The 26,015-nt window shown below is 63.1% G+C and carries 24 protein-coding genes; 7 read left to right on the forward strand and 17 right to left on the reverse strand.

What is annotated here, in order from left to right:
- Positions 1–3: 3 nt before the first annotated feature.
- Positions 4–1,050: an ABC transporter ATP-binding protein gene (locus DQG18_RS08075; protein ID WP_116653713.1), complete on the forward strand. Its 1,047-nt coding sequence runs from the start codon at positions 4–6 to the stop codon at positions 1,048–1,050.
- Here the strand turns inward: DQG18_RS08075 and DQG18_RS08080 are convergent.
- From DQG18_RS08080 to araD, 6 genes are read right to left on the reverse strand one after another with little or no spacing between them, the layout of a single operon-like run.
- The gene (locus tag DQG18_RS08080; RefSeq protein WP_116653714.1) at positions 1,047–1,829 is read right to left on the reverse strand and encodes a TSUP family transporter; all 783 of its coding nucleotides are present in this window, start codon (positions 1,827–1,829) and stop codon (positions 1,047–1,049) included. The genes DQG18_RS08075 and DQG18_RS08080 overlap by 4 nt on opposite strands.
- Positions 1,830–3,821, reverse strand: coding sequence for an alpha-glucosidase (locus tag DQG18_RS08085; RefSeq protein ID WP_425454221.1), 1,992 nt, complete (start codon positions 3,819–3,821; stop codon positions 1,830–1,832). It lies immediately after the preceding gene.
- Between the two features lie 14 nt (positions 3,822–3,835).
- Positions 3,836–4,591: an SDR family NAD(P)-dependent oxidoreductase gene (locus DQG18_RS16310; RefSeq protein WP_198669704.1), complete on the reverse strand. Its 756-nt coding sequence runs from the start codon at positions 4,589–4,591 to the stop codon at positions 3,836–3,838.
- Positions 4,592–4,594: 3 nt separating this feature from the next.
- Positions 4,595–5,476 carry an SMP-30/gluconolactonase/LRE family protein gene (locus DQG18_RS16315; protein WP_198669705.1) on the reverse strand — a complete coding sequence of 294 codons (882 nt, stop codon included), beginning with the start codon at positions 5,474–5,476 and terminating at the stop codon, positions 4,595–4,597.
- 3 nt (positions 5,477–5,479) lie between these two features.
- Positions 5,480–6,265 (reverse strand): HpcH/HpaI aldolase family protein, encoded by a 786-nt coding sequence (locus DQG18_RS08095; protein ID WP_116653716.1) that lies wholly within the window; start codon positions 6,263–6,265, stop codon positions 5,480–5,482.
- 12 nt (positions 6,266–6,277) lie between these two features.
- A complete protein-coding gene (gene araD / locus DQG18_RS08100) occupies positions 6,278–8,020 on the reverse strand; it encodes an L-arabinonate dehydratase (protein ID WP_116653808.1) in 1,743 nt (580 codons plus the stop codon).
- 110 nt (positions 8,021–8,130) lie between these two features.
- Between araD and DQG18_RS08105 the strand changes: the two genes are divergently transcribed.
- Positions 8,131–9,177 carry a LacI family DNA-binding transcriptional regulator gene (locus DQG18_RS08105; RefSeq protein ID WP_245958405.1) on the forward strand — a complete coding sequence of 349 codons (1,047 nt, stop codon included), beginning with the start codon at positions 8,131–8,133 and terminating at the stop codon, positions 9,175–9,177.
- Positions 9,178–9,190: 13 nt separating this feature from the next.
- Here the strand turns inward: DQG18_RS08105 and DQG18_RS08110 are convergent, their stop codons facing one another.
- The 7 genes from DQG18_RS08110 to DQG18_RS08140 all read right to left on the reverse strand — a co-directional run bounded on the left by DQG18_RS08110 (position 9,191) and on the right by DQG18_RS08140 (position 14,953).
- Positions 9,191–9,577: a DUF983 domain-containing protein gene (locus DQG18_RS08110; RefSeq protein WP_116653717.1), complete on the reverse strand. Its 387-nt coding sequence runs from the start codon at positions 9,575–9,577 to the stop codon at positions 9,191–9,193.
- Positions 9,578–9,678: 101 nt separating this feature from the next.
- Entirely contained in the window at positions 9,679–10,179 is a 501-nt protein-coding gene (locus DQG18_RS08115; RefSeq protein WP_116653718.1) for a nucleoside deaminase, read from the reverse strand.
- A 214-nt stretch (positions 10,180–10,393) separates the two neighbouring features.
- The gene (locus DQG18_RS08120) at positions 10,394–10,843 is read right to left on the reverse strand and encodes a universal stress protein (protein WP_116653719.1); all 450 of its coding nucleotides are present in this window, start codon (positions 10,841–10,843) and stop codon (positions 10,394–10,396) included.
- 84 nt (positions 10,844–10,927) lie between these two features.
- Positions 10,928–11,665 carry a FadR/GntR family transcriptional regulator gene (locus DQG18_RS08125; protein ID WP_116653720.1) on the reverse strand — a complete coding sequence of 246 codons (738 nt, stop codon included), beginning with the start codon at positions 11,663–11,665 and terminating at the stop codon, positions 10,928–10,930.
- A gap of 74 nt (positions 11,666–11,739) precedes the next feature.
- On the reverse strand, positions 11,740–12,732 hold the full coding sequence (locus tag DQG18_RS08130; protein WP_116653721.1) for a Gfo/Idh/MocA family oxidoreductase: 993 nt from the start codon (positions 12,730–12,732) through the stop codon (positions 11,740–11,742).
- On the reverse strand, positions 12,729–13,493 hold the full coding sequence (locus DQG18_RS08135; RefSeq protein WP_198669706.1) for a creatininase family protein: 765 nt from the start codon (positions 13,491–13,493) through the stop codon (positions 12,729–12,731). Before DQG18_RS08135 ends, DQG18_RS08130 begins: the two co-directional genes overlap by 4 nt.
- A gap of 14 nt (positions 13,494–13,507) precedes the next feature.
- A complete protein-coding gene (locus tag DQG18_RS08140) occupies positions 13,508–14,953 on the reverse strand; it encodes an aldehyde dehydrogenase family protein (RefSeq protein WP_116653810.1) in 1,446 nt (481 codons plus the stop codon).
- Positions 14,954–15,104: 151 nt separating this feature from the next.
- Here DQG18_RS08140 and DQG18_RS08145 point away from each other — a divergent pair, with 151 nt between their 5' ends.
- The 5 genes from DQG18_RS08145 to DQG18_RS08165 all read left to right on the forward strand — a co-directional run bounded on the left by DQG18_RS08145 (position 15,105) and on the right by DQG18_RS08165 (position 19,722).
- Entirely contained in the window at positions 15,105–16,382 is a 1,278-nt protein-coding gene (locus DQG18_RS08145) for an ABC transporter substrate-binding protein (protein ID WP_116653723.1), read from the forward strand.
- A gap of 75 nt (positions 16,383–16,457) precedes the next feature.
- Complete coding sequence (locus DQG18_RS08150) at positions 16,458–17,339, forward strand: carbohydrate ABC transporter permease (protein ID WP_116653724.1); 882 nt, start codon at positions 16,458–16,460, stop codon at positions 17,337–17,339.
- Position 17,340: 1 nt separating this feature from the next.
- Positions 17,341–18,228, forward strand: a complete 888-nt coding sequence (locus tag DQG18_RS08155; RefSeq protein ID WP_116653725.1) for a carbohydrate ABC transporter permease — start codon at positions 17,341–17,343, stop codon at positions 18,226–18,228.
- 29 nt (positions 18,229–18,257) lie between these two features.
- Entirely contained in the window at positions 18,258–18,656 is a 399-nt protein-coding gene (locus DQG18_RS08160; RefSeq protein ID WP_157970060.1) for a RidA family protein, read from the forward strand.
- A 4-nt stretch (positions 18,657–18,660) separates the two neighbouring features.
- Positions 18,661–19,722: an ABC transporter ATP-binding protein gene (locus DQG18_RS08165; RefSeq protein WP_116653727.1), complete on the forward strand. Its 1,062-nt coding sequence runs from the start codon at positions 18,661–18,663 to the stop codon at positions 19,720–19,722.
- Positions 19,723–19,745: 23 nt separating this feature from the next.
- Here the strand turns inward: DQG18_RS08165 and DQG18_RS08170 are convergent, their stop codons facing one another.
- Genes DQG18_RS08170 through DQG18_RS08185 form a run of 4 tightly spaced genes read right to left on the reverse strand, consistent with a single transcriptional unit; the run spans position 19,746 to position 26,009 of the window.
- Complete coding sequence (locus tag DQG18_RS08170) at positions 19,746–21,335, reverse strand: GMC family oxidoreductase (RefSeq protein ID WP_116653728.1); 1,590 nt, start codon at positions 21,333–21,335, stop codon at positions 19,746–19,748.
- 53 nt (positions 21,336–21,388) lie between these two features.
- Positions 21,389–23,461 carry an FAD-dependent oxidoreductase gene (locus DQG18_RS08175; RefSeq protein WP_116653729.1) on the reverse strand — a complete coding sequence of 691 codons (2,073 nt, stop codon included), beginning with the start codon at positions 23,459–23,461 and terminating at the stop codon, positions 21,389–21,391.
- The gene (locus tag DQG18_RS08180; protein ID WP_116653730.1) at positions 23,458–24,504 is read right to left on the reverse strand and encodes a LacI family DNA-binding transcriptional regulator; all 1,047 of its coding nucleotides are present in this window, start codon (positions 24,502–24,504) and stop codon (positions 23,458–23,460) included. The genes DQG18_RS08175 and DQG18_RS08180 overlap by 4 nt, the downstream gene beginning before the upstream one ends.
- The gene (locus DQG18_RS08185) at positions 24,501–26,009 is read right to left on the reverse strand and encodes a GMC oxidoreductase (protein ID WP_116653731.1); all 1,509 of its coding nucleotides are present in this window, start codon (positions 26,007–26,009) and stop codon (positions 24,501–24,503) included. The genes DQG18_RS08180 and DQG18_RS08185 overlap by 4 nt, the downstream gene beginning before the upstream one ends.
- Positions 26,010–26,015: the final 6 nt, after the last annotated feature.

Here is a 26,015-nt window from a genome sequence, read left to right on the forward strand (position 1 = left end):
CGCATGGGGCGCATCGCACTTGAAGGTATCCGCAAGTCCTTCGGCACGGTCGACGTGATCCACGGGATCGACCTGGAGATCGGCGAAGGGGAACTCGTGGTTTTCGTCGGGCCGTCGGGCTGCGGGAAATCGACGCTGCTCCGGCTCATCGCCGGGCTCGACCAGCCGACCTCGGGGAAAATCGAGATCGATGGCGTGGACGTGACGCGCAAGGGCGCCGCCGATCGCGGCCTTGCCATGGTGTTCCAGTCCTACGCGCTCTATCCGCATATGACGGTGCGCCAGAATCTCTCGTTCGGGCTCGAAAACGCGCGCATGCCCAAGGCGGAAATCGACCAGCGCGTCGAAGAAGCAGCCCGCATGCTCGACATCGGCGAGCTGCTCACGCGACGCCCCACCCAGCTTTCGGGCGGGCAGCGCCAGCGGGTGGCCATCGGCCGCGCCATTGTGCGCAACCCCACCGCGTTCCTCCTCGATGAACCGCTTTCCAACCTCGATGCCGAACTACGCGGCACCATGCGCGCTGAACTGGCGGCGCTCCACGCCCGGCTCGCCACCACCATGATCTACGTGACCCACGACCAGATCGAGGCCATGACGCTGGCCGACCGGATCGTCGTGCTGCGCAAGGGAAGGATCGAGCAGGTCGATACGCCCCTCAATCTTTACAACAGGCCCCAGAACCTGTTCGTCGCCGGGTTCATCGGGGCTCCGAACATGAATTTCTTTGTGACCGAAGCAAAGTCCGGACGTGCCGCGCTGCCGGGCGGGGCCGAGGTCGTGCTGGATCATGCCGGGCCGGTAACCATCGGTATCCGCCCCCAGCACCTGCGTCTTGCCCAGGATAGCGAACGCGCCATCGCGGCCAAGGTCCATCTGGTCGAGGCGCTGGGCGCAGAAACGGTGGTGCACGCCTCGGCGGAAGGCGCGGGTTCGATCCTCACCGTGCTGGAGGGCCAGCCGCTGATCGAGCGCGGCGCGGAAATCCGCCTGGCCTTCGATGATGAAAACATCCACGCCTTCGACGCGGACGGGCAAAGGATCGGCTAACCGATCAACAGTGCTGCAAGGGGCGGCGCGCACAGTGCCAGCCCCGAAGCAAGGAGCAGGCTCGCCGCGATTCGGCGCAGGATCGCGGGGGGCACCGGGGGCGGAAATTTCTGCGCGGCGAACGTACCCAGCCAGACCATGGGCACGGCGCCGGCGGCGGCCAGCCAGATGGGCGCGGAAACGCCCGTCGTTACAAGCACGAGCCCAAGCCGCACCACCGCGTTGATGAAGAATACGCTGACCAGCGTTGCGCGCACCATAGCGTGGGTAAAGGGCTGTCGATACATCTGCCAGATGATCGGCGGCCCGGCGGTCGAGAACAGCCCGCCCATGACGCCACCGACCAGCCCCGTGGCAATGAACGAAACCGGCCCGCTCCGCTCTGCCCGCGCCTGCGGCCGGCTCAGCATCTGGAGCGATGCAAAAAGGATCAGCGCCCCGAGGATGAGCGCCAGTGCGGAAAGCGCGGTCGCGGCGAGATAGAGCAAGAGGCCGTAACCGATAGCCAGCCCCGGCAGAGTGCCGAACAGCAACAGGCCAAGCCCCTTCCGGTCAATCTCGCGCCAGTCCTTGCGCAGCACCATCATGCCGTTGAAGATCACCAACAGATTGGCAACAATGGCCGCCTCGGGCAGCGGGACAAGTCCAAACAGCCCGACCGCCCCCATCAGGATCAGCCCGAAGGCAAAGCCCGTCAGCGTCTGGACCCACGCGGCTCCACCGGCAACCAGCCAGAGAAAAACCAGTTGCGGGGTAAGGATTTCGCTCCAAAAGATCATCTAAAGTGTACGCACCCGGCGGAAGAGATCGGCAAACCCGCTTTCCGGATCGAAATAGACAGCCGGCTGGCCGATCGGTGCCGCGGCCTCGATCCATTGGCCGCCATCCACCGTCTCGCCGCTCCAGAGCTGTTCCCAGCGGTGCCCTTGGGGAAGGTATACGCGCCGCGCATTCTCCCCCGCCTGCCAGACCGGCGCGACGAGCATGTCGGCGCCGTAAAGATACTGGTCCTGGATCGCATAGGTTTCCCGGTCGGCCTCGTGATGGAGAAACAGCGGGCGCTGCACCGGCAAACCGGTCGCCGCCGCCTCGGCGGAAAGATGCTTGAGATAGGGCGCAAGCAGGCAATAGATTTGCGTCATGCGGGCGAAATGAGCAAGGACTTCGTGGTCCTGATCAAGTTGCAGGTTCTCGGCCGGGCGGTTGCCCTCATGGCTGCGCATCACGGGCGTAAAGGCGGCCATCTCCGACCAGCGCATCAAAAGTTCCGCCGTCCGCACATTGCCGAAAAGGCTCGTATAACCGCCAATGTCCGAATGATGGTAGGCATTGCCCAGAAGCCCCGATGACAGCGCCCCGCAGATGACGGTCACCAGGCCGTCGTGACGGGAAAAATCCACTGACTGGTCCCCCGCCCAGAGCAGCGGGCAGTGCGCCCCTACGCCGGTGAACCCCGCGCGCATGAACCACAAGACCTCGCCGGTCCTGCCCCGGCTTTCCACCGCTCGCGCATTGACCTCGGCCCAGAGCGTGGGCCAGCCATTGTGCATCTCGCGCGCATCGACGCCGTTGAAGAGCTTGACGTCGATGGGCAGATACTCGCCGAAATCGGCCATCCAGCCCGAGAGGCCGAAATCGAGCATGTTCTGACCGATCACCCGCTCGGCGAACCATGCGGCGGCATCGGGGTTGGTGAAATCGACAACCCCACAATCGAACTCGCCGAAATCAACGAGGGCCGTATCCCCCTTCGCGTCGGTCGCGAAAAATCCCTGCCCTTCGGCTTCGGCGAACAGCGGCCCGTCCGCCGCCAGATACGGATTGACGTAGCCCAGAAAGCGGATGCCGCGTTCGTGCAGTTCAGCGATGCGCTTGCCAAGGCCGGGATAGCGGCGCTCATCGGCCTGCCAATCCCAGAACAGCCGCGCGCCGAACGAGGTGTGGCGCAGCCCCACCCAGTCCTCGCACCATAGGCCCGATACCTTCACGCCCGCCGCGATCATCCGTTCCATGCGCGAGAACGAATTGGCCCCGTCCTTGAGCCCGATGATCGCACCGCCATAAACCCAGTCGGGAAGCTCGGGCTGCCGCCCGAAGCGGGAGGAAAGCTCGCCAACGAGCGCAATGAAACTGTCAGCGCCAAACAGTTCGATGCGTTCCGGCACCTCCCACACCTCGATCTCGTGAAAGCCCTCGTGACGGAAATCGAAGGACGAATAGCAGGTGGTGTCGACATGGAGCGCATAGCGGCGCGAAGAAACCCATGTGGGTTGGGGATAGTTGGTGTTCCAGTAAGCCCCGCCCGCCTTGTTGTGGAGATCGGACAGCCGGGTGATCTCGGTGCTCTTGTCCCGCCCGACGCCGGGCTCGGAGGTCCAGAGGGGGAAATGGCGACCCCGCATGTCGAAATAGGACATCTGCTCGCCGCCGCCCCAGATATGCTCGCCGGGTTCCGCAACGATGCGCAGCCAGAACCGGTTGAGGGAAGGATCGTGCGCTTCAAACACAAGACTATCGTCCATGACCTTCAGGGCGAGCAGCGGTGCATCGCCTTCCCCCGCCGAAAAGAGGATGTCCCTGCCCTGCACGCTCGCCCCGCGCAATGCGATACGTTCGGAGACATAATCCTCGATATCGAAATTGCCTCGATACATATCCATCCGCGCCTCGCCCCGCCCAACGAAAAGGGCCGGAGCGTCCGTGCTATGGACGAGGATCGGCTTGTCCCCGAGCCGGATTTCAAAGCCGGACGGAATGGCGTGGAACTGGATCATGGGTTTGTCGCTCAATTCTGCGTCAATCCGGCATCGATAATGAAGTTGGCGCCTGTAGCACCGCCGCTTTCATCCGAGCCTAGAAACAGCGCCATGCGGGCTACATGGCTGGCATCGAGCCGGAACTTGAGTGCCTGAAGGTCGATGAATTGCCGGTCGAGTTCGGGCGTGAGCCAGAGCTTTTTCTGGCGCTCGGTGAGAATTGCGCCGGGGACGATGCAATTGACCCGGATCGCCTGTGGCCCCAGTTCACGCGCCAGCGTGCGCGTCAGCCCGTTTATCGCCGCCTTGGCGGTCGTATAGCCCACCATCCCCGCCCGACCGCGCATCCAGGAGATCGAACCGAGCATGATGACCGATCCCCCGCCTGCCCCGGCCATTCCCGCGCTCACGGCTTGGGTAGCGAAAAACTGGTGGTCGAGATTGAGGGACAGCACGTGGCGCCAGTAATCGGGCTCGACGGAAGCCATCTCGTGCCGGTCGTCCCTGCCCGCATTGTTGACGAGCACGCGGACCGGGCCATCTTCCGCCTCAATCCTCCCAAGCGTTGCTCGCAAGGCATCGATATCGGTGACATCGCAGGCGAAGAACCGCGCGCCGGTTTCCTCAGCCACCGCCTGTCCTGCATCGCCATCGATATCGAGAAATCCGACCGTTGCGTCCTGCGACCGAAAGGCGCGGACCATTTCTGCGCCGATGCCCGAGGCCCCACCGGTAATCACCACATGCCGCCCCGCAAGGCTCCTATAGCGCACGGTGTCATACATCGCTCACACCTCGGGGTTGAAGAAAGGCCGTGCAACCCCGGGAACATCGACACGCATGGTGAAGACGCCGCCAGATTGCGGGTATTCGGCAAGCTGTGCATCGGTGCACCCGTCGCGCGCCGAGGTGACGAACAGGGTCCGCATGTCCGGGCCGCCGAAACAGGGCATGGTCGGCGATTGCGCGGGCACGGGGTAGCTCGCGAGCAGTTCACCGGTCGGCGCATAACGGTTGACCCGCGCACCCTGATAGAGAGCCGACCAATAGCAACCCTCGGCATCGACGGCAGCCCCATCGGGACGGCCCTGATCGGTTTCGGTGGGCTCGAGCCGGGCGAAAACGCGCTTACCGGTGATTTCTCCCGCGTCGGGATCGTAGTCATAGGCATAAATGGCAAAGCGTGGCGTATCGGAATGATAGAGCGTGCGGCCATCGGGTGAAAAGGCGACCCCGTTCGAGGTCATCAGCCCATCGACAAGTTGGACCAGCCCGCGTTGGTCGAAGCGATAGAGCGTTGCGCGGCCCTGCTTACCCGGATCGACGGTCCCCACGATATACCGCCCGCGCGGATCGGTGCCGCCATCGTTGAAGCGGCTGCCCTCATGGGCTTCGGGGTTGGCAGCAAGCATCTGCCGGGTGCCGTCTTCCTTCATACGCCAGATGCCGGTGCGCTGGGCGGCGATGATCGACCCGTCGGTGATGGGCGCGAACGAGCCGAGTTCTTCGGACAGTTCCAGCGTTTCGAGCTTGCCCGATCCCGGATCGAGACGATGGAGGCGCTTGCCAGCAATATCGGTAAAGCGCAGCGTTCCGCGATCCGCTTCCCATACCGGGCCCTCACCCAGCCGGGCCCCGAGATCGCTGATACATAAAAAAGGGCTATCCATGATTCAATAGGCCGATTGCGAGGTGGCGGAGGGGGCAGCGGCTTTACGCAATTGACCCAGCCATTCAGCGGCGCGGCCGGTCATCAGCCCCATATCCGATGCGACCGCGGCAAAGCTGTAGCCGTAATCGATGAACCGCTGCACCATCTCAGGGTTGGGGCCGACGATCCCCACCGGCTTTCCGGCCCTTTTGGCCGCCTTTGCCGCGTGGGCGATCAAATCCTGCACTTCCCCGTGGCCGATATCGCCGATGTGGCCCATGGACGCCGAGAGGTCCCCCGGCCCCACGAAAATCGCATCGATGCCCTCGACGGCCGCGATGGCATCGAGATTGGCGATGGCTTCGGGCGTTTCCAGTTGCAGGATGGAAAAGGCCCGCTCATGAGCATTGGCCAGATAGCCCGGCAGCGTGCCGAAACGTGAGCCGCGATGCACCGCCGCGACCCCGCGCACGCCGTGGGGCGGATAGCGCATATAGGAAATGGCCAGTTTTGCTTCTTCCGCCGACTGGATGAAAGGCAGCATCAGGGTTTCGGCCCCGGCGTCCATGGCGCGCTTGATCAGCACCTGATCGTTCCAGGCTAGGCGCACGACAGGCACCGCTGGCGTGCACCCGATGGCCCGCAGGATATGGGCGAGATCGGAAAATTCGATGGTGACGTGCTCCATGTCGACCACCAGAAAATCGAACCCGGCATGGCCCAGCGCTTCCGCCGTATTGGGCGCGCCCGCCATCAGCCATGTGCCCAGCGGCGTCTTTCCGGTCAAAAGGGTCTGAAAGGCTTTCATGGGCGCGTCCTTTTAGTAAATGACCGGCTCGGGAACCGGAGCGGTGCCTTCGAGAAAATCGAAATCGCACCCCTTGTCGGCCTGGCTCACATGGCGCTGATAAAGGGCTGCAAAGGAGCGCTCGTAAAGGGGCGCGGCCGGTTTCCATTCGGCGCGGCGCCGGTCCAGCTCGGCGGCGTCCACCTCCATGTCGAGTCTGCCGGCGGGGATGTCGAGCGAAACGATGTCGCCGGTCCTGATAAGGGCCAACGGCCCGCCGATGGCGGCTTCAGGCGCGACGTGCAGGATACAGGTGCCGTAATGGGTGCCCGACATGCGCCCGTCGCAGATGCGCACCATGTCGCGCACCCCCTCCCGCAGCAGTTTTTTGGGGATGGGAAGATTACCCCATTCGGGCATGCCCGGCGCGCCGACCGGCCCTGCATTGCGCAAGACGATCACCCAATCGGCGGTGATATCGAGATCGGGATCGTCCAGCGTGCGGTTCATTTCGGCCGGATTATCGAAAACGATGGCCGGGCCACGATGGCGGAGAAAATTTGGGTCGGCAGCCGATGATTTCATCACTGCCCCGTCGGGCGCCAGATTGCCGCGCAGCACTTGCAACGTCTTGCCCCGGTCGAGGGGAATGACGGGATCGGCCTCGCCACGGATCACATCGTCGTTCCAGCATTCCGCGCCTGAGAGCGCTTCTGCCAGCGTCACTCCAGCAACCGTTGGGCGGTCGAGAGTGAGGTGCGAGGCAAATTTGCGCATCAGCGCAAGGATGCCACCGGCAAAATAGAAATCTTCCATCAGGTATTGGCCGGTGGGGAAAAGGTTGGCGGCCACCGGTATCCGCGTGGCAACCTCGGAAAGATCGTCGAGGGTCAGTTCCACACCGGCGCGCCCCGCCATGGCGATCAGATGTATCGCCGCATTGGTCGATCCGCCCATCGCCATATAGGCCACCGCGCCGTTGAGGAAGCTGTCCCGGTTGAGGATTTCCGAGGGCCGCAAATCCTCCCAGACCATTTCGCAAATGCGCACGCCGCAGGCCGACGCCATGCGCACATGGCCGGAGTCGACGGCAGGAATGGAACTGGCGCCGGGCAGGGTCAGGCCCATGACATCGACGATCGACGTCATGGTCGAGGCGGTGCCCATGGTGTTGCAGGTGCCAAAGGAGCGCGTCATGCGGCTTTCAAGGTCCACCCAGTCGGCATCCGTTATCGTTCCGGCCCGCAATTCATCCCAATATTTCTTGGTATGCGTGCCCGCCCCCGTCTTCTGGCCGCGCCACTGTCCGTTGGACATGGGGCCGGCCGGGCAGAAGATCAGCGGCAAATCCATGGAGATGGCCCCCATCAGGAGACCGGGTGTAGACTTGTCGCAACCGCCCAGAAGAACCGCGCCATCGAGCGGGTGCGAGCGCAGAAGCTCCTCAACCTCCATAGCCAGCATGTTGCGATAGAGCATGGTCGTGGGCTTGACCATCACTTCGCCCACCGATAGCGCGGGCAGTTCCACCGGGTAGCCGCCCGCTTGCCAAACGCCGCGTTTTACCGCTTCCGCCCTGTCGCGCAGATGGGCGTGACACGGACTCATGTCGCTCCAGGTGTTGATGATGCCGATCACCGGGCGGTCCATGAACTCCTCGCGGCGCATGCCTATCTGCTGGGTGCGCTGGCGATGGGCAAAGCCGCGCATGTCCCCCGACGCAAACCAGCGCTGGGAGCGCAACTGTTCCAAAGTCCTGCGCGGTTTTCGGCTCATCGCCCCAGTTCCCATGTTGCGGTGCGTCGGCACCATCGCCTATAAATAATAGCGCTACGAAACTGGCACGATGGCGTATCACTTGCAAGGTCGAGCAGCGGAGAACCGGATTGGCGAAATCGGAAACCCCACGCAAGCGCCGCAAGGTTCAGGGCGTGACCATGATGGACGTTGCCGAACGGGCGGGCGTTTCCCCATCCACCGTGTCGCTCTTTTTCCGTAATCCCGACGCAGTTTCCGCCAAAGCGGGTAACGCCGTACGGACTGCGGTTCGCGATCTCAACTATGCACCCAATCGCATGGCCGGCGGGCTGGCTTCGGCCAGTTCGCCCGTAGTGGGGGTCATCGTGCCCTCGATCCGTAACGCTTTTTTCGCTGAAACCATCGCGTCCCTGCAGCGCGGACTCGATCCCGCACGCCTGCAGATCATGCTCGGGCAGACCGAATATGACCAATCGGTCGAAGATGCTTTGGTGCGCACCACGCTTTCATGGGCACCGGCCGCTCTGGTCGTCGCCGGAACCGATCACAGCGCTGCGACACGCCAATTGCTCAAGGCATCGGGTGTGCCGGTGGTCGAGATCTGGGAACTCGGCGGGGAAACTCCGCTCGATATGGCGGTGGGTTTCGACCACCGGGAAGTTGGCGCAGCGGCGGCCCGCCATCTTGCGTCGCGGGCGCGGCGCTCCCTCGTCTTTTTGAGCGGACGCGTCCACGAGGACAAAAGGGCCGCCAGCCGTGCCGAGGGCTTCTTGGCCGAGGCAAAAGCGCTGGGGCTACCGGCCCGCCATTTCGATCACCCTGCCCCGGCCACCACCGAGTTGGGCGGCATCCTGTTCAACCGGGTGCTGGCCGAACTTGGCAATGAGGACGCGGTCGGGATCGGATGTTCCAATGATCATATCGCACTGGGCGTTCTTTTCGAGGCGCAGCGGCAGGCGCGATCCATTCCCGGCGATTATGCCGTCATGGGTTTCGGCGATCTCGAATTCGCCTCCTCTGCCGCCCCTGCCCTCTCGACCATTCGCCCTTTCGGGGACGTCATCGGCAGCGAAACCGCGCGGCTGATCCTTGGCAGGCGCGCAGGGCTTGAGGACACTGACCGGACGTCGATCATCGACACAGGCTTCAGGGTTGTCCAGCGGCAAACGACGTGACCGATGCCTGACCCTATTCCTGCGACGTTCTGCCAGAGCGTACTGCCCATGCAAGGCCGACCAGCGCACCCTTGAAGGGCCGGATGGTCAGGAGGGACACGACGATTGTTACGGGAAAGAGGATGGAAATATAGATCAGCGGCGAGCCGATGCCGAATATCTCCATGACGAAATATATGTGCGCGAAAATGGCTACGACGACGAGGCCCACGACCAGCGGGAGAAGCAGGCTCGGGTCCCTTTGCGCCAAATCCTCCCCGCAGACGTCGCACGACTTAAGGGTAAGGAACCCCGAAAACATCCGGCCCTTGCCGCAATTGGGACATCGGCCAGCCAGTCCCCTTCCGATGGAGCGGAGGATATGGCGGCCCTCGGGTTGCTCGTCCTTGAGTTCAGCCATCGCCTTCTTTCGCGTTGCATCGCATCATCGCCGCGATATCAGCGTCCTGATAGTTTCTCATCTGGGCGCACATGGCAAGACGCCGAAATCGGCGGCAAGGATCAGGCGAGGCGGCCGGCGGTGCCCACCTTTGCGTGGTAGCCGGCGTGCAACTGACGCAGTTCGGCGGAAAATTCCTCGACCGGGCCCTCGGCCTCGACGCCTTCTATGACCTCATCGATGGGGAGCGGACGCACCGGCGACGACGCCACACCCAGTTCGCCAAGCCATTTGACAAGCTGCTCTGACGAACTGGCGTAAACGATACGCCCAAGGCCGACCCAGCCATGCGCTGCAGCGCACATGGGGCAGTGCTCCCCGGATGTATAGACCGTTGCCGCGGCCCTTTCTTCGCCGGACATGTTGACCGCCGCCCAACGGGCAATCGCGAATTCAGGATGCTGGGTGGGATCGCCGCCGGCAATCTGGTTGTGATCCTCGAAGAGGACCTTGCCCGCCGCCGAAACCAGAACGGAACCGAAGGGATCGTTGCCTGTCCTTACCGCCTCGGCCGCCAAATCCACGCAACGCCGCAGGTGCTTGCGATCCACGTCATCGATCATCTTGATACCTCCCATCCCCTGACCAACCCGTCGCTGGCGGCGGCTGGCTCAGCCGGTCCTGCCGCTGTGGGGGACAGCAACAGGACCGACCTACCCTGTTACCTTGGAGGTCCGCCGCAACAGGTCCTCACAAGTTCGTGAACAAATACGGCCAAGGTGGGGCGCAAACCGCGTTCCCACCAAGGGTATTTCAATAAAATCGTGACTGGCAGCCCTATCGGATGACGAGAACCGGGATCGTGCCCGTCGTCACCACTTCCGCCGTCTGACTGCCCAGCATCAGCCGCCTCAAGCCGCGCCGGCCATGCGAGGACATGATGATCACATCGCAGTTGTTTTCCCTGGCGGCTTCAAGGATGCCTTCGGCGGCGTGCCGCTCGGGAATGTGCAGGGTCTTTATCTCGACGCCGGCGGCGCGCGCTTTTTCGCTCGCCGCATCCAGAATCCCGCTTGCTTCCTTTTCCATGGCCGCGCGGACCATTTCCAACGGGTTATTGCCGCGCCGGATTTCTTCCGTCATCTGCGAATATGGCATGATCTCGTTTGCCGTCACGGTGACGACGGTAACGGCCGCGCCCAGGCTCTTGGCGAGCGCCAGACCATGATCGATCCCCTTGTCGGACAGATCCGATCCGTCGGTGGCGATTAGTATGTGCTTGTACATATATCCTCCTGAAGCGCAGACTGAACCGATAGTGTCGAACAACGGTTGCGGTGTCCAGAAGCGAGGCGGATGCAGCGATCGAAGCTACTGCCAGATATTGATAGTCGCGAGCGTACGCATCAGGTGATCAGAAACCAGTTCTTCGGCCCGCCTGCCGTTACGGGCATCGATGGCGTCGACGATTGCCTTGAGGTCCTTGTGTGTCTGCTGGCGAACCAGGTCGGGCGCGGGCTTGTCGGTATCGTGACCATCGAACAGCACGGCCCGCCGGTCGTCGAGGATCGAACCCATGATCTGGATGAGAAACTTGTTCTTGGTCGCCGCGAACATCGCGCGGTGTAGCGCGTAGATACTCTCCTTGAAATCCTCCCAGGTGGGGGCGGTGAGAATTTCATCCAGCAGGCGCCGCATTTTTCCGATTTCCGCATCCTGAACGCGGTTGACGACGAGGTGCATCATGGCAGGCTCGAACAGCAGTCGCCCCTCGACGATCTCGGCAAAGGACGGGACATTCTCGTGCTCGGCAACACTGGTCTGGTCCATGCGCTCGAAGACGGCATGGGCATCGTCGGTGAGGAAGGTGCCCGAGCCGACCCGGCGATGGACCAGCCCTTGCCGCTCCATCATGGCCAGCGCCGCGCGTACGGCGGTGCGGCTCGCGTTAAGCTGAAGCGCCAACTCGCGTTCATTGGGCAATTTAGCGCCGGGAACCATCAGCCCGTCCCGGATCGAGCGCAGCAGCGCCCGGTACACCAGCGACGGCGTGGCGCGGTCGTTGGTGGAGATAGAGGCGCGTTGGGCTGTGGTGTGCAGGCTATTCATGGTGACCCTCGGAAGCGGTCCGCAATGAGCAGAATCGGACACCGCCTGTCAACCATTTGCGCCATCAAGGGCATTTAACGCAAGACCTCCACGGGAACGCCGGTACTGGCCGACTCGGCCAACGCGTCGAGAACGGGGATGGCATCCAGCGCTTCGTGATGGTGCTGGACATAGGGCACGCCACGCAAGGTCGCCTTGACAAAGTGGTCCAACTCGTCGGCAAGCGCGCCCGCCACCCGCCCGTTGATCTCGGGCCAGAGATGGGTATCGCCACCGGTCGTCGTTGCATCATCGACGAAATAGAGTCCCTGATCGGCCACGTCGAGCTCGGCTGCCGAGCGCGTCCCCACGATCTCGAATGCCGAGCGGAAGCCGTTCATCAGCCCATCGGGCCAGGCCCAGGAGTAGTCGAGGATGCCGATAGCTCCATTGGCAAAACTGAGCATCGCATAAAGTACATCCTCATTGCCCGTGCCCAATATCTCGCGCTTTTGCGCATAGACCCGGGTGATCCTGGAGCGCGCGATCCACTGCATGGCATCGACATCATGAACGCCCATGTAAAAGAGGATCGAGGAGCTGGCGCCAAGCCGCCTTGCGGTGGAGCGGACACCGTTGCGCTTGGCGCGGAGGTGGATGGGCTCGCCCAGCTTTTCGGGGGCGGCCGCCTCGTAGACCTGCACATAACGCAGGTCGTGGCGCAGGATATGGCCGACCATCATGCGCCCGCCATTGGCATCGACCGCCTCGACAATGCGCCTTGCGGCGTCCGCGTTGTGAGCCAGCGGCTTTTCGAGCAGGATTGTCTTGCCCGCTTCGGCAGCAGCGATGGCGACTTCCTCGTGCTGGCGATCGGGCAGGCAGATGCTGACTGCCTCAATATCGCTAGCGAGCAGGTCCTTATAATCCGCGTATGGCTTTGCGCCGGTGAGGGCAGCGACTTCCGCCGTGCGGGCGCTGTCGAGATCGGTGACACCAACCAGTTCTGCGGAAAGGTGATCGCTGAAAACGCGGGCGTGGCGGCTGCCGAAAAAGCCCAGCCCGATCACTCCGATGCGAAGTTTCATTTGCTAACCTCCGGAATCTGCCAGGAGCGGAAATCGGCGATGAACTCGCCAAGGGCCTTTACCGAGGTGGCAAAGAACTTTTCGCCTGCCTCGGGGCTGGCCAGCGCCGGATCGCCAAGCGTGCCAGTGGGCGAAAGGTCGGCGAAATCGTGATAGACGCGCACCACCTGCCCGCCGATGAGATCGGTGGTGAGATAGGCCGACTCGGGATCGGGATAAGTGGCTTCGGCGCGCTCGATCTTCACCAGCTCGGGGCGCAGGTGCTGGACCAGCGAGGTCTCGAACTCGCAGGCGTGCCCCATGCCGCCGGGCTCCGAACGGCGCAAGGCGGCGATAGCGTCGCGGGCCAGCGCGAAATAGGTGAGCGTCGCAATCCGGGCCGCCCCGTAATGGCGATGGCCGAGGGTCGAGGCCAACACATCGATCGCTCCTGCGTTGCCGCCATGGCCGTTGACGACGAGAACGCGTTTAAAGCCGTGCGCAATCACCGAATCGACGATATCGCCGGTCAGCGCAAGCAACGTCTCAGCGCGCAGCGTCACCGAACCGGGAAAGCGCATGTGATGGGCGGAAAACCCGTACCAGGGCGGAGGCAACACCACAGCATCCCCTGCCTGCTCGGCGGCGGCGAGCGAAACCGCGTGCGAGAGGATCGTGTCGGTTCCCACGGGCATATGGTTGCCGTGCTGCTCCACCGAGCCGATGGGCAGGATCACAACCGTCTTTTCCCGGTCGAGCGCCCCGATCTCGGGCGATGTCATTTCTTCCCAACGCATCAGCGCACCGTGAAGGTAGCGGTCTTGAGATCGCACATGGCAGCCAGCGCGTAGCGGCCGCCGACGCGCCCGATACCGCTGTCCTTGCCGCTCACCCCGCCGAAGGGAATGTGCAACTCCCAATAGTTGGAGGTATCGTTGATGTTGACGATGCCGGTGGGCATTTCCTCGACGAAGTGGAAGGCGCGGTTGATGTCCTGGGTAAAGACCGACGATACGAGCCCGTAGCGGCTGTCATGGGCCATCTCCAGCGCTTCCTCGTCGGTATCGAACGCGATGAGCGGGGCGACGGGGCCGAAGGTTTCTTCGCTGTTGATCACGGCATCACGCGAAACACCGGTAAGGATGGTCGGCTCATAATAAAGTGGGCTCAACGCCCCCTCGGGCCGGCGCGCGCCGGTCATCGCCTGCGCGCCCCGGTCGAGGGCGTCGGCCACGTGGTCGGAGACCTTTTGCGCAACGGCGGGGTTGTTGAGCGGCCCCATTGTGGTTTCGGGCTTGCGCGGATCGCCCAGCACCACCTTGCGTGCCTCCTCCGCCATGCGCTCGGCGAAGGCGTCGTAAATCCTGCGGTGGACGAGGATGCGCTCGGAAGACGAACACACCTGCCCCGCATTGACGAATGATCCCGAAGCAGTGGCCGCGGCGGCGCGGTCGAGGTCGGCGTCATCGAGGATGATCACCGGGCCATTACCGCCCAGTTCCATCAGTTGCGGCTTTCCGGCGGCACGCTGGCTGATGATCTTGCCGGTAAGGGCGCTGCCGGTAAAGCCCACGGCGTCCGTTCCGGGGTTGGAAACGATCTCGTCGCCCACTTCCTTGCCCGCACCGGTCACGAGATTGAAGATACCGGGGGGCAGATCCGCCTCCTCGATGGCCCTAGTCAGCGCCACCGCAATCAGCGAGGTGGTCGGAGCCGGCGTCCAGACGATAGCGTTGCCCGCCGCAAGGCCCGGCGCAATGTATTCGACGGGGATGTTCACCGGGAAGTTCCACGGCGTCACCACTGCGTAGACGCCGCGCGGCTGGTAGAACGTCATCACGCGCTTGGTGGGGTCTTCGGTGGGGATGGTGGTCCCTTCAAGATATTTCACCAGATCGGCGGCCAGGTTGAAGCCGTCGATGGATTTTCCGACCTCGAAATAGGCTTCCGCATAGGGTTTACCCTGTTCGAGCGTCAGCAGGCGGGCAAGTTCCTCGCGCCGTGAGCCGATTACGTCACCAATACGGCGCATGGCCCTGGCGCGATCCCACGTGGAGACCTTACGCCAGCCCTTCTGCGCGGTGCGAGCGGCCTCGATGGCGTCCCGGGCAGTAGCGCGCGTGCTCCAGGTGAGCGGGCCGATCTCGCTGCCATCGATGGGGGAAAGCTGCGCCCTCACCTCGCCCTGCGCATCTCCGCGCCACTGTCCACCGATAAAGTTGGTCCGCTCGTCGCCAGCCATCACACTCTCATTCACAAAGTGGTTGCAATTGATCATAAGTGGTTCATATAATCCTGCCAGCGAGCGAAGGTGTCAATGACAAATGGGAGCCTTCGCTGCCGAGCCCGAACCGTCACACGACGGCTCGTCAAGTCAAGGAGGATAGACCCAAATGCACGTCAGGAAACTTCTGGCCGCTACCGCGCTAGCCGGTAGCCTTGCCGTTCAGCCAGCATTGGCACAGGATATCACGCTCGAATTCGTCGTCTGGAACTATTCACTCGAAACGGTTCAGGACAACGTCGCACAGTTCGAGGCCGAAAACCCCGGAATCAAGGTCAACGTCACGGACTATGCCTGGCCCGACTACAATGACAGCCTGATTCTCCGCATCCGGGGCAACACGCCCACCGATGTAGTCTATGGTGGTCAGGATTGGTTGCCCGCATGGGGCGCCGCCGGCTTCATTGCACCGCTTGACGCCATCGCCCCCGAGGGCGCCATCGAGGAACTGAGTCAGGACATCGCGGGCTTCGCGCTCTCGGACGTCACCTATAATGACGAAGTCTACGGCCTGCCCTATTATTCCGACACGATCAGCTTCATCTACAACAAGCAGATCCTCGAGGATAACGGGATCGCGGTTCCCACCACATGGGAGGAAGTGACGGCGGCTGCCGAGCAGCTCAAGGCCGGTGGCATGGATAAGCCGATCATCTACGAGTACGATCAGGAACTGCCCAACTTCTACGATGCGTTCGTTGCCCAGGCCTATGGGCGCGGGGCCGAAATGTTCGACGACAACCGCGAACCGCTGTTCGCCGATCCCGGGAACGGGGCTTTCCAGCAGCTCGAATGGCTGGCCGATGCGTGGAGCAAGGATCTGGTGCAGCCCGATCCCCATGAGTCCACCATCATCCCCGCAATGAACACCGGCAATCACGCCTTCACGATCGTCTATACCTACGTGCTGGCCGCGCTCAACGATGCGGCGACCCAACCGCTGGCAGGCCAGTTCGCCATCGCCCCCATGCCGGGGGAAACCCATGAGACGCTGGGGTTTGCCAAGTCCTATGTCGTGACGGCAAGCGCCGCCGCAGACCCGGCACGGGCGGAAGCGGCCTGGAAGTTCGTCGAGTTCATGGCCGGCAAGCCCTATACGGTCGCCAAGCGCTGGGCCGTCGAAAAGGGTCTTGGCTTCGGCCAACTGCCGCTGTTCGAGGACCCGGACGTGATCGATGCCTGGGGCAAGTGGGCGGACGTTGCCGCACTTGGCGAGCAGGCCGCCATCGCGCGGGCCGGTGACTACACCGAATATTCCTCGATCTGGGCCGCCTATTTCCGGCCGCTTCTGGCTCAGGCCATGGTCGGTGAAACGCCGGTCGCGGACGTGATGGAAGACGGCGCACGGCGCTGGAGCGAACTCAAGGAGCAGTTCGCCAATCGCTGATCGCGGTTCGAACGTACAAGAGAGCCAAGCGGGCGGCCCATTGCCGCCCGCCCCTTCCTTCCTGCGGGCTTGAGCATGTGGACCATCAATCGCTATCCGGGCTTCTGGCTTCTGCCGGCGCTGCTGCCCGTCATCCTGATGACCGTCTATCCGATCGGACACGCACTGTGGACGTCGTTGCACGAGGTCATGATCCTGTTTCCCGGCGAACCGTTCGTGGGCTTAAGGAACTACGAGCGGGTGATGAGCGGGAGCTATTTTGGCGTTGCCCTGCGCAACTCCCTCGTTTTCACGCTGATCGCCGCGCCTTCCGTAGTCATCATCGGCACGCTGATGGCGTTGTTCCTGCAGCGCCGTTTCTTGGGATCGCAGGTGGTCCGGTCGGTTGTACTTCTGCCATGGGTGCTGCCGGGGGCGATTTCAGCGGTGCTGTGGGTGTGGGTGTTCCATCCCAGCTTTGGCTTTCTCAACGGCCTGATGCTCGACCTGGGCCTCATCAGCAGCCCCATCGGCTGGTTGACCAATCCACGCACAGCACTGGGCGCGGTTATCGTCGCCCATGTGTGGACACAGATTCCCTTTGCGGTCGTTCTGATGATGGCGGCACTTTCGGCCATCAACGGCGAGGTACTGGAAGCGGCGGTGATCGACGCGCGCAGCCCGTTCCAGCGCTTCCGCTATATCGTCTGGCCGGAAATCAAATCCATGGTCGTTGTGCTGCTCGTCTATAACGCGCTGACCGCGTTCACGAGCTATGACATCGTTTACGCCATGACAGGGGGCGGGCCGGGCACGGCCACCACGCTCCTAAGCTTCCAGATCTGGCGTGAAAGTTTCTCGATGTACGATTTCGGCGCCGGTTCGGCAGTCGCTTTCATCGTCGTGCTCATCAGCGCACTGTTGATCGTTGCCATCACCAAGGCACTGCCTTCGGACCTTTTCGCGGGGAGTGAGTAAGATGACGGGCAGATTCAACGGGCTCGCCACCTTTGTTTTTGCCGCCCTGATCCTTTTGTTCAGCGGCGGCCCGGTGCTGCTCTCACTTTATGGAAGCCTCGTGCCCGACCGGGTACTGCTGACAGAAGGCCAGAGCCTTTTCACCGAGGGCCCCAATTTCGAGACATACCGCTATGTCTTTACCGGGCAATTGCCCGACAGCTACAACATGGAGAGCGCCAACCGCGCCATGATTTCGGACGCGGCACGGCAGGTGCCGCAGGCGCTGGTCAATTCCTCGGTGAACGCGCTCGCTTCGATGGTGCTCAACCTGATTCTGGGCGCCCCGGCGGCATTCATCTTCGCACGCTATGCCTTTCCGGGTAAAAAGGTCAGCTTTCTGTATCTCATCCTTTCACCGCTGGTTCCGGCGGTGGCGCTGGTGACTCCCATCTACATACTCATGCAGGCGATGAACCTGGTGGGCACGCCCATAGGAATCATTCTCGTTCATACGGCGCGGGCGCTGCCGTTCACAGTGCTGATCCTGTCGGTTTTCTTCCGCAAGATACCGGCGGAGATTTTCGAGGCGGCCCTGCTCGACCACTGCAACCGTTTCCAGACGTTCTGGCGCGTGGCCGTGCCGTTGGCGCTACCCTCGATCGGCGCCACGGGGCTTTTCGCCTTCATGCTGAGCTATTCGGAGTTCATGTTCGCAATGCTCCTTTCAGGCAGCAGCAGCACGCGGCCCGTGTCGGTGGTGATGGCTGCGCTGGCACGCAACACCGATGTGAGCTGGAGCCTGCTCAACACGGCCATATTCATAGCCATCGTCCCGACGCTGATCCTTGTCGTCCTTGTGTGGCGCTTCGTCGTCGAGGGCCTTCTGTCGGGGGCGGTAAAGGGATGAAACAGATAGAGAAAGAGGCGGGACAGATAGTGACCCATCCGCTCATGACACGACCAGAGAATGCAAGCCAGCACGCGACGGCCGGGCCTTACTCCCCCGTGCTCGAGGTCGATGCGCGCCATCTGGTCGTCCTTTCGGGACAGGTTGCCGTCAACCCCGACGGGACCGTCATCGGCGACGAGGTCGGGGAGCAGACCGTTGCGACCCTGCGCAATTGCGCAAACCAGCTCGCAACGGCCGGCTGCTCACTCGCGGATGTCTTCAAGGTCAATGTCTATCTCGCGGACCTCGGTGACTGGCACAGATTCAATGCGGTCTACGAGGAGGCGATGCCCAAGCCGTTGCCGGTTCGCACGGCGGTGCAGGCGGTACTGCTGCCGGGCTTTCTTGTTGAAATCGAAATGTGGGCGGTAAAGGCGAAGGACTGAGGACGTGGCGTCTATAGATATCGAGAACATTCACAAATCCTTCGGCAAGGTCGAGGTGGTGCACGACGTCTCCCTGTCGATCGCCGACCGGGAACTGGTTGTGTTCGTGGGCCCTTCGGGCTGCGGAAAATCGACCCTCTTACGGATGATCGCGGGGCTCGAGGACATCACGGCGGGCCAGCTTCGCATCGGCGGCAAGGTGATGAACACCGTGCCTGCCGCCGATCGCGGCATCGCCATGGTGTTCCAGAGCTATGCTCTCTATCCGCACATGACGGTGGCCGAGAACATGGGATTTGCCCTCAAGATGACGGGGGTGGGCCGCGCCGAGATCGAGGACAAGGTGCGCGAGGCCGCAAGGATATTGCAACTGGAAGCGCTGCTGGAGCGCAAGCCCGGCCAGCTTTCCGGCGGGCAGCGCCAGCGTGTCGCCATCGGGCGGGCCATCACGCGCTCGCCTGACGTCTTCTTGTTCGACGAGCCACTCTCCAACCTCGATGCGGATTTGCGCGCGCAGATGCGCGTCGAGATCGCGCGCCTGCGCGATGAGCTTCAGACCACGATGATCTACGTCACGCACGATCAGGTAGAGGCCATGACGCTTGCCGACCGCATCGTCATCCTCAATGATGGGCGGATCGAGCAGGAAGGTACGCCTCTCGATCTCTACCAGAAGCCCGCCAACCGGTTCGTGGCCGGCTTCCTCGGCCAGCCCAAGATGAATTTCGTGCCGGTAACGGCAGCGGCGGACGGTGTACGGGTGGGGGCTGACGGCCCCCTGCTGCCAGCCCGCCCCCTTCAGGGAATCGCCACCGGCACGCAACTGGAACTGGGCATCCGGCCCGACGCCATTACCCTTGGGGAAGCTGGAGGACTACCTGCCCGCATCGTGCTGGTCGAAAGGCTCGGCGGGTCGAGCCTCGTCCATATGCGGGTAGCGGGGATCGAGACCATGCTTACCGCCGAAGTCGCGGGGATTTACCCCGAGGCATCGAACCGGGACATCCATCTCAGCATCGACCCGGACCGGGTCCATGTCTTCGATGCCAACGGGCGGGCCATCTGACGGCCCTCCCGCTTTTCCCTCGTTCAGATTCCGTGTGACCGGCGGACGAAGTCGGCCCCTTTTTCGCCGATCATGATGGCCGTGGCATTGGTGTTGGACGATACCAGCGTGGGCATGATCGAGGCGTCGATCACCCGTAGGCCGGAGATGCCGTTGAACCGTAACTCGCTGTCGACGACGGCACGGTCATCGGCGCCCATGCGGCAGGTTCCGGCAGGGTGGTGGTCAGTCTTGGCGTGGCGGCAGGCATAATCGAAATAATCCTGATCGGTCCGCACGTCGGGACCGGGCAAACGCTCCGCCTTGATGAACGGCTTCAACGCGTCCTGACTCATGATCTCCTGGGCAAGCTTCAAGCTCTTGATGGACATCTCCCGGTCATGGGGATCGGCCCAGTAATTGGGGTCGATGAGCGGCGCTGCGTTGGGATCGGCGCTGGCGATCCTCACGGTGCCGCGCGAGCGCGGGCGCAGATAGGCCGAGTTGAGCGTCACCCCGCCCTGTTTCATCGCCGCGACACCCGCCTCGATCCCCGAGCCGAGGCCCAGATGGAACTGGATGTCGGGGGAGCGGGCGTTCGTGTCGGCGTACCAGAACCCACCCGTCTCAAAAAGGCTCGAAGCGACCGGCCCGCCCCGGGTCAGCAGATATTGCAGACCGGCAATGGCGGACCAATGGGGCTTGGCATAGCGGTCATAGGTATGGGGGCCGGTGCATTCCGCAATGACGAACAGATCCAGATGGTCCTGCAGGTTGGCGCCGACCTCGGGATGGTCGTAAACCACCTCGACGCCGACTTCGCGGAGGTGATCGGCGGGCCCGATACCGGAAAGCTGGAGCAGGCGCGGCGAGCCGATGGCACCCGAAGACAGCAGCACTTCCCTTCCCGCCCGGATCACGCCCTCATCGGCAAGCTCGACGCCCACAGCCTTGTTGTTTTCAACGAGAATGCGCAGGACCTGCGCGCCGGTGCGGATCGTCAGGTTCGGGCGCTTGCCGCGAATGGGGGCGAGATAGGCCATCGACGCCGACGAGCGCCTGACATTGCGCTGGGTGAGCTGGTAGTAACCCACGCCATCCTGCTTTTCACCGGTCATGTCCGCATTGCGCGGGATGCCCAGTTCGCCCGCGGCGTCAAAGAACGCCTCGCAGATCGGCAGGGGCGCGGCGGGCTTGCTGACGCCGAGCGGCCCCCCCTGTCCATGGTAGCGGTCGTTGAAGGTGTCGTTGTCCTCGGCCTTGCGGAAATATTCGAGCACGTCGTCATAGCCCCAGCCGACGCACCCCATCTGCCGCCATTCATCGTAGTCGAGGGCGTTGCCGCGGGTATAGATCTGCGCGTTGATGGACGAGCCGCCACCGATCACCTTGGCCTGGGTGTAGCGGATGACCATGTCGTTCATGTGCTTTTGCGGCACGGTCTGCCAGCCCCAGCTCCCGATGCCCTTGGTCATCTTCGCAAACCCGGCAGGCAGGTGGTAAAAGGGATGGATATCGCGCCCGCCAGCTTCGAGCAGCAGGACCTTGACGTCGGGGTTCTCGGAGAGCCGTGCCGCCAGCACGCAGCCCGCCGAGCCGCCGCCCACAATGATGAAGTCGTAAGTTTGCGCCATGATCTTCTCCTGAGCGCTTATGCGCGTTCTTTTAGAACGTTCCAAAATCCAAGTCACGAGGCATAGATGCGGCCCGTGAGCCAATCGGGCCAATCGCGTTCAAAAAATGGGCGCGCTGTTTCATCGAATTCCCTGTTGCGGCGCGTCGAGACGATCATCTTTCCGTCCTCATAGCGGACGACGATCTGCTCGCCCTTGTGCGCCTCGCGCTCCTCGCGGAAACGGAATTCTTCCAGTTCGCCGTGGCGCGTCCGGGGTGCCGTCTCGCCGTCCGGCGCGCATATGGCGCGCGCGCCCCGGCTGCCACCGCCCTGGCGGATATAGTGATCGAGCGCTGCAAGGACAGCTTCGGACGCAAGCGCCATCTGCTGCCATTGGGCCGCCCTTACCGCCTCCCCCGCGTGCCCGTGGGCAACCCCCTGCTCGCAGATCGTGGCGTTAAGCTTTTTGGCGTCCTCCAGCGCGGCGCCGATCCCCTCGGGGGTGCAAAACAGCCCCGCATGATCGCTCATGCGGTTTTGCACCTCCGTGCGGACTGATTTCACCGCAACGGAGCTTTCCGCCCTCACCGTACCAATCAGATGCGTCAGCGCTTCCGTCGCCAGTCCATCAGGGTCTGCCGAGGGCATTGCCCTCGCCTGCCCGCCCGCCGCGATATGTTCGGCAACGCGGGTGCCGAAAACCTGCCCCGCATTGAGCGCCGCCCCGCCGGGACGGGTAACGCCGTGCGTGCCCGCCGCTTCGCCAATCGCGTAGCACCCCGCCAGATTGCTGCGCCCCCAGACGTCGACCATTACGCCGCCATTCATGTGCTGGTTGTTGACGGCGAATTCGAGGGGTTCGGTGGCGATGTCGATCTTGTACCGGCGGTAAAGCTCGATTGCCAGGGGGTTCATATGCGCAAGGCGCTCAATGGGGCTCGTCTGGGTCGCCCCCGCGTTGGCGAGATATTGCCGGACGTCGTCATCGAGCCGTTCGAGATCGAACGGCTGATCGCCTTCCACCGGCAGGGGATTGCGGTTGAAATCCATGAAGGTACGACGGCCGGCGGCGTGCTCGCGGTAGATGGCAAGATCGACCAGACTGGAGCCGAAACCGAGCATCCGGGTGGCGTGGAACGGCCATTGATAGCCCTTGCGGAAGACGTTGGAGGCAAGCTCCCGTGTCGAGCGGTAATAGTCGGCAAGGAAGTGATGCTCGTTCCCTGCTTCATCGACCGAATAGATATGCGGCATTGCCTGCACATAGGTGCCGGAGAGATTCCAGGGAAACCCCTCCCGCCTCGTCCCGATGCCGAACTGGCTCTCGGTGAGGTTCACCAGTTCGATCCCGGCATCGAGCGCGAGCCCCAGAGACCCGAAGCAGCCATTGGGATAGACGCTGTCGCGATAAAGCTCTCCCGGCCCGCCGGCGGCGAGAACGAGGACGTTGCAGCGGTAGAGCACAAGGCCCATGGGGTTGGCCTCCGACCGCTCCTTGACCCGGAAGGCGAGGACGCCAGCGATATGGCGGTTCTTGCCCTCACCTGCGGTCACGATCCTGACCGCAGTCGTCTGGTTGAAGATCGGAACCTCGAGTCGGATCGCCTCCTCGGCCAGCACCTTCACCATCAGCCGGGAGGTGCGCGGGCCGCAACTGGTCGCGCGGCCAACCTCGTCATGGTCCGTCTGGTAGCGCAACGTGCCGCCCAGCCGGTCCTGCGGCAGCGGCAGCCCGAGATATTGGAGGCTCGCCATCATCCTGGCCGAGCCGATGGCCTCGACATAGGCGGTGTCCGCATCCATCGCCCCGCCCGCCCGGATGGCGCGGGCCATTGCGTGATAATCGTCGCCATGATCGGAAGTGTTGGCGGTGTGGAGGGTCTGCTTGTCCGAACCCGAACAGGCGGACGTGCCGCCCCACGCACTCTGACTGATGACGGCGACGCTGTCGCCGCGCCGCTTGAGTTCCACCGCCGCGCGCAAACCCGCAGCGCCCGACCCGACGACGACGCAGCCATAGCGATGGACCGGCACACTCACGCCGTCGAACGTCAACGCTTCCTCCGAATGCGGCTCGGGGGCGAGCCTTGGCATGTCGACATCGGTCAGTTCATCAAGGATGGACTGGGGAACATCAATGGTCATATCGCATTCCGTAAGGTTTCCGGCGCGGGCGTGCCGCCGCTCGATTGCCGGACCATGAGGGAGACGCCGGACCTGTATTCAGGCGGCGGGACCTTTCCTTCTTCGAGCCAGTCGACCACGGTTTCGGCAATCGTCCTGCCAAACCCGGCAATGTCGCATCTGACCGAGGTGACGGTGGGCCAGGTCTGGGCGGCCTCCTCGATGTCGTCGAAGCCGACGATCCTGAGATCGGTGCCCACGGCCCTGCCGATCTCGGCGCATCCCGACAAAAGCCCCAGCGCCACCTGGTCGTTGAAGCAGATGACGCCATCTACGTCGCTATAGTTTTCGGCCAGCGTGCGGGCCATTTCCCTGCCGAAAGCGCGCGTAGAGCGGCCCGTCAGGACGATCGGCTCAATGCCCTTTTCCTCGAGCAAGGAGAGGTAGCCCGAGAGGCGCTCGCTCGTTACCCCCCTGCCCTCGAGCCCGCCGACGAAAGCGATTTTCCTTGCGCCGCCGGCGAGCAGGTGTTCGGTCGCCGCCCGGCTTCCGCTGACATAGTCGGGGGCGGCGAACGGGAAGACATCGGTTCGCGTCTCAACACTGCGCAGGACCTGCATGGCCGGTATCCCGGCGCGCTCGATCGCCTCGAAGGTCGCAAGGTCCTCACCATAGGCGGGCGAAATGATGAGGGCCGCGACCCCATGCTCGATCATCGCTCCCACGACATCGGTCTGGAGGTTGGAGTTTTCGTCTGTATTGGCGATGACGACGGCATAGCCGCGCTCGGAAAGCGCCATCTGCAGCGAGGTCGCAAATTCGGTAAAGAACGGGTTGCGCAGATCGTTGATGACGAGTCCGATCAGATCGGGGTTGGCGGCCCGGAGCTTGGCGGCGGAGCGATTATAAACATAGCCGATTTCCTGCATCGCGGCGCGGACCTGCTGGCGCGTCTCCTCCTTGACCAGCGGGCTGTTCTGCAACACGAGGCTGACCGTCGATTTGGAAACGCCCGATTGCCGCGCCACGTCGATGATGGTCGGCCTGCGATCGCTGCCCGTCATGCCGCAATATCCGTCTGCTTTATGTGGTCGGCAACACGCAGAGCCTGCGCGGCGATGGTCAGCGCCGGATTGACGGCGGCCGAGGTGGGCAGGAACGAGGCGTCGACGACGAAGAGGTTAGGATGGTCGAACGCACGGCAATAAACATCGAGCGGCGCGGTCCGAGGATCGTTGCCGATGCGCACGGTGCCGCATTGATGGGACGGGGTGCGTTTATCGAAGGCACGCGCGAGAACGAGCGGAAACCCGGCCTGTTTCAGCACAGTCTTGAGCTTCCTGACCAGATCGAGATGGGCCTGCCAGTTGGTACGCTGCCACTCGAGGACAATTCTTTTACCATCGACCCGCACGCGGCTATCGGGGGACGGCAGGTCCTCGCTCATGGCATAGAAATCGATGGCGTGGCGCGCGACCTGATCGAGCATCCATTCCGGCACCAAAGGCATATTGGCCTTGAGGATGGCGCCCGATACGCGGCCGAGAAGCTGCACATTGCCCAGCGGGGCCCCACCCTCCCCATCCGAGAGGTAGAAGTCGTTGAGGGCGAAGGTCTTCTGGTAGATGGAGTCGTTGATGAACCCCGGCGCGACCGCGATCACCGCGCTCGCGTTGTGGTTCATGAAATTGCGGCCCACCTGATCGGAGCGGTTGGCAAGGCCATTGGGGTTGGCGTCGTCCGCCGAGGCCAGCAGCAGGGCCGCCGATTGCACCGCGCCCGCCGAAAGGATCACCAGCCTTGGCGTGATCTCGTGCACTTCGCCCTTCTGTTCGTAATGGATGCCGGTGACGGCCTTGCCGTCCGGGGCGGTCGAGAGCTTCAGCACCTTCGCGCCGGTTTCGAGCCGCACATTGTCATGTGAGCGGGCCACCGCGAGAGCAGCGGTTTCAGCGTCCATCTTGCCGTCATCGCAATTGGGATGCGCGTCCCATGGTGTCTTGGCCTTGGCGAGCCATTTGTCGATATCGAGCCCCAGCGGCAGCGAAAAGGGATGGAGCCCGTTGGCCTTGAGCCGCGCACGGACCCTGGCGATGGCCGGTTCCTCGGCGATAGGGGGAAAGGGATAGGGTGTGGAATGAGGCGGTTCGGTCGGGTCCTCGCCGATCGTCCCGCGCACGTTGTAAAGCGTTTCCGCCAGCCCATACCAGGGTTCGAGTTCTTCGTAGGCGAAGGGCCATGCCGGGGACACGCCCTCGCGGTGGCGAAGCTCGGCAAAGTCCTCGGCGCGGTAGCGCGAGAGCACCGCGCCGTAGAACTTTGAATTGCCCCCGACATAATAATAATTTCCGGGATTGAACGCCGCGCCGCTGGCATCGAACCATTCTTCCCTGGGCCGGAAATGGCCACGCTGGAAAATGGCGCGCTGGTCGCGGTTATGGGGCGTATCGGGCAAGTGATCCCCGGCCTCGAGGATCAATATGTCCGCACCCGACGGGGCGAGCCCCGCCGCGATGGTCGCGCCACCTATCCCTGAGCCGATGATGACGATGTCTGGAGACGCGGGCATCGGTGA

The sequence above is a fragment of the Pelagibacterium sediminicola genome (assembly GCF_003390885.1).
GTDB lineage: Bacteria > Pseudomonadota > Alphaproteobacteria > Rhizobiales > Devosiaceae > Pelagibacterium > Pelagibacterium sediminicola.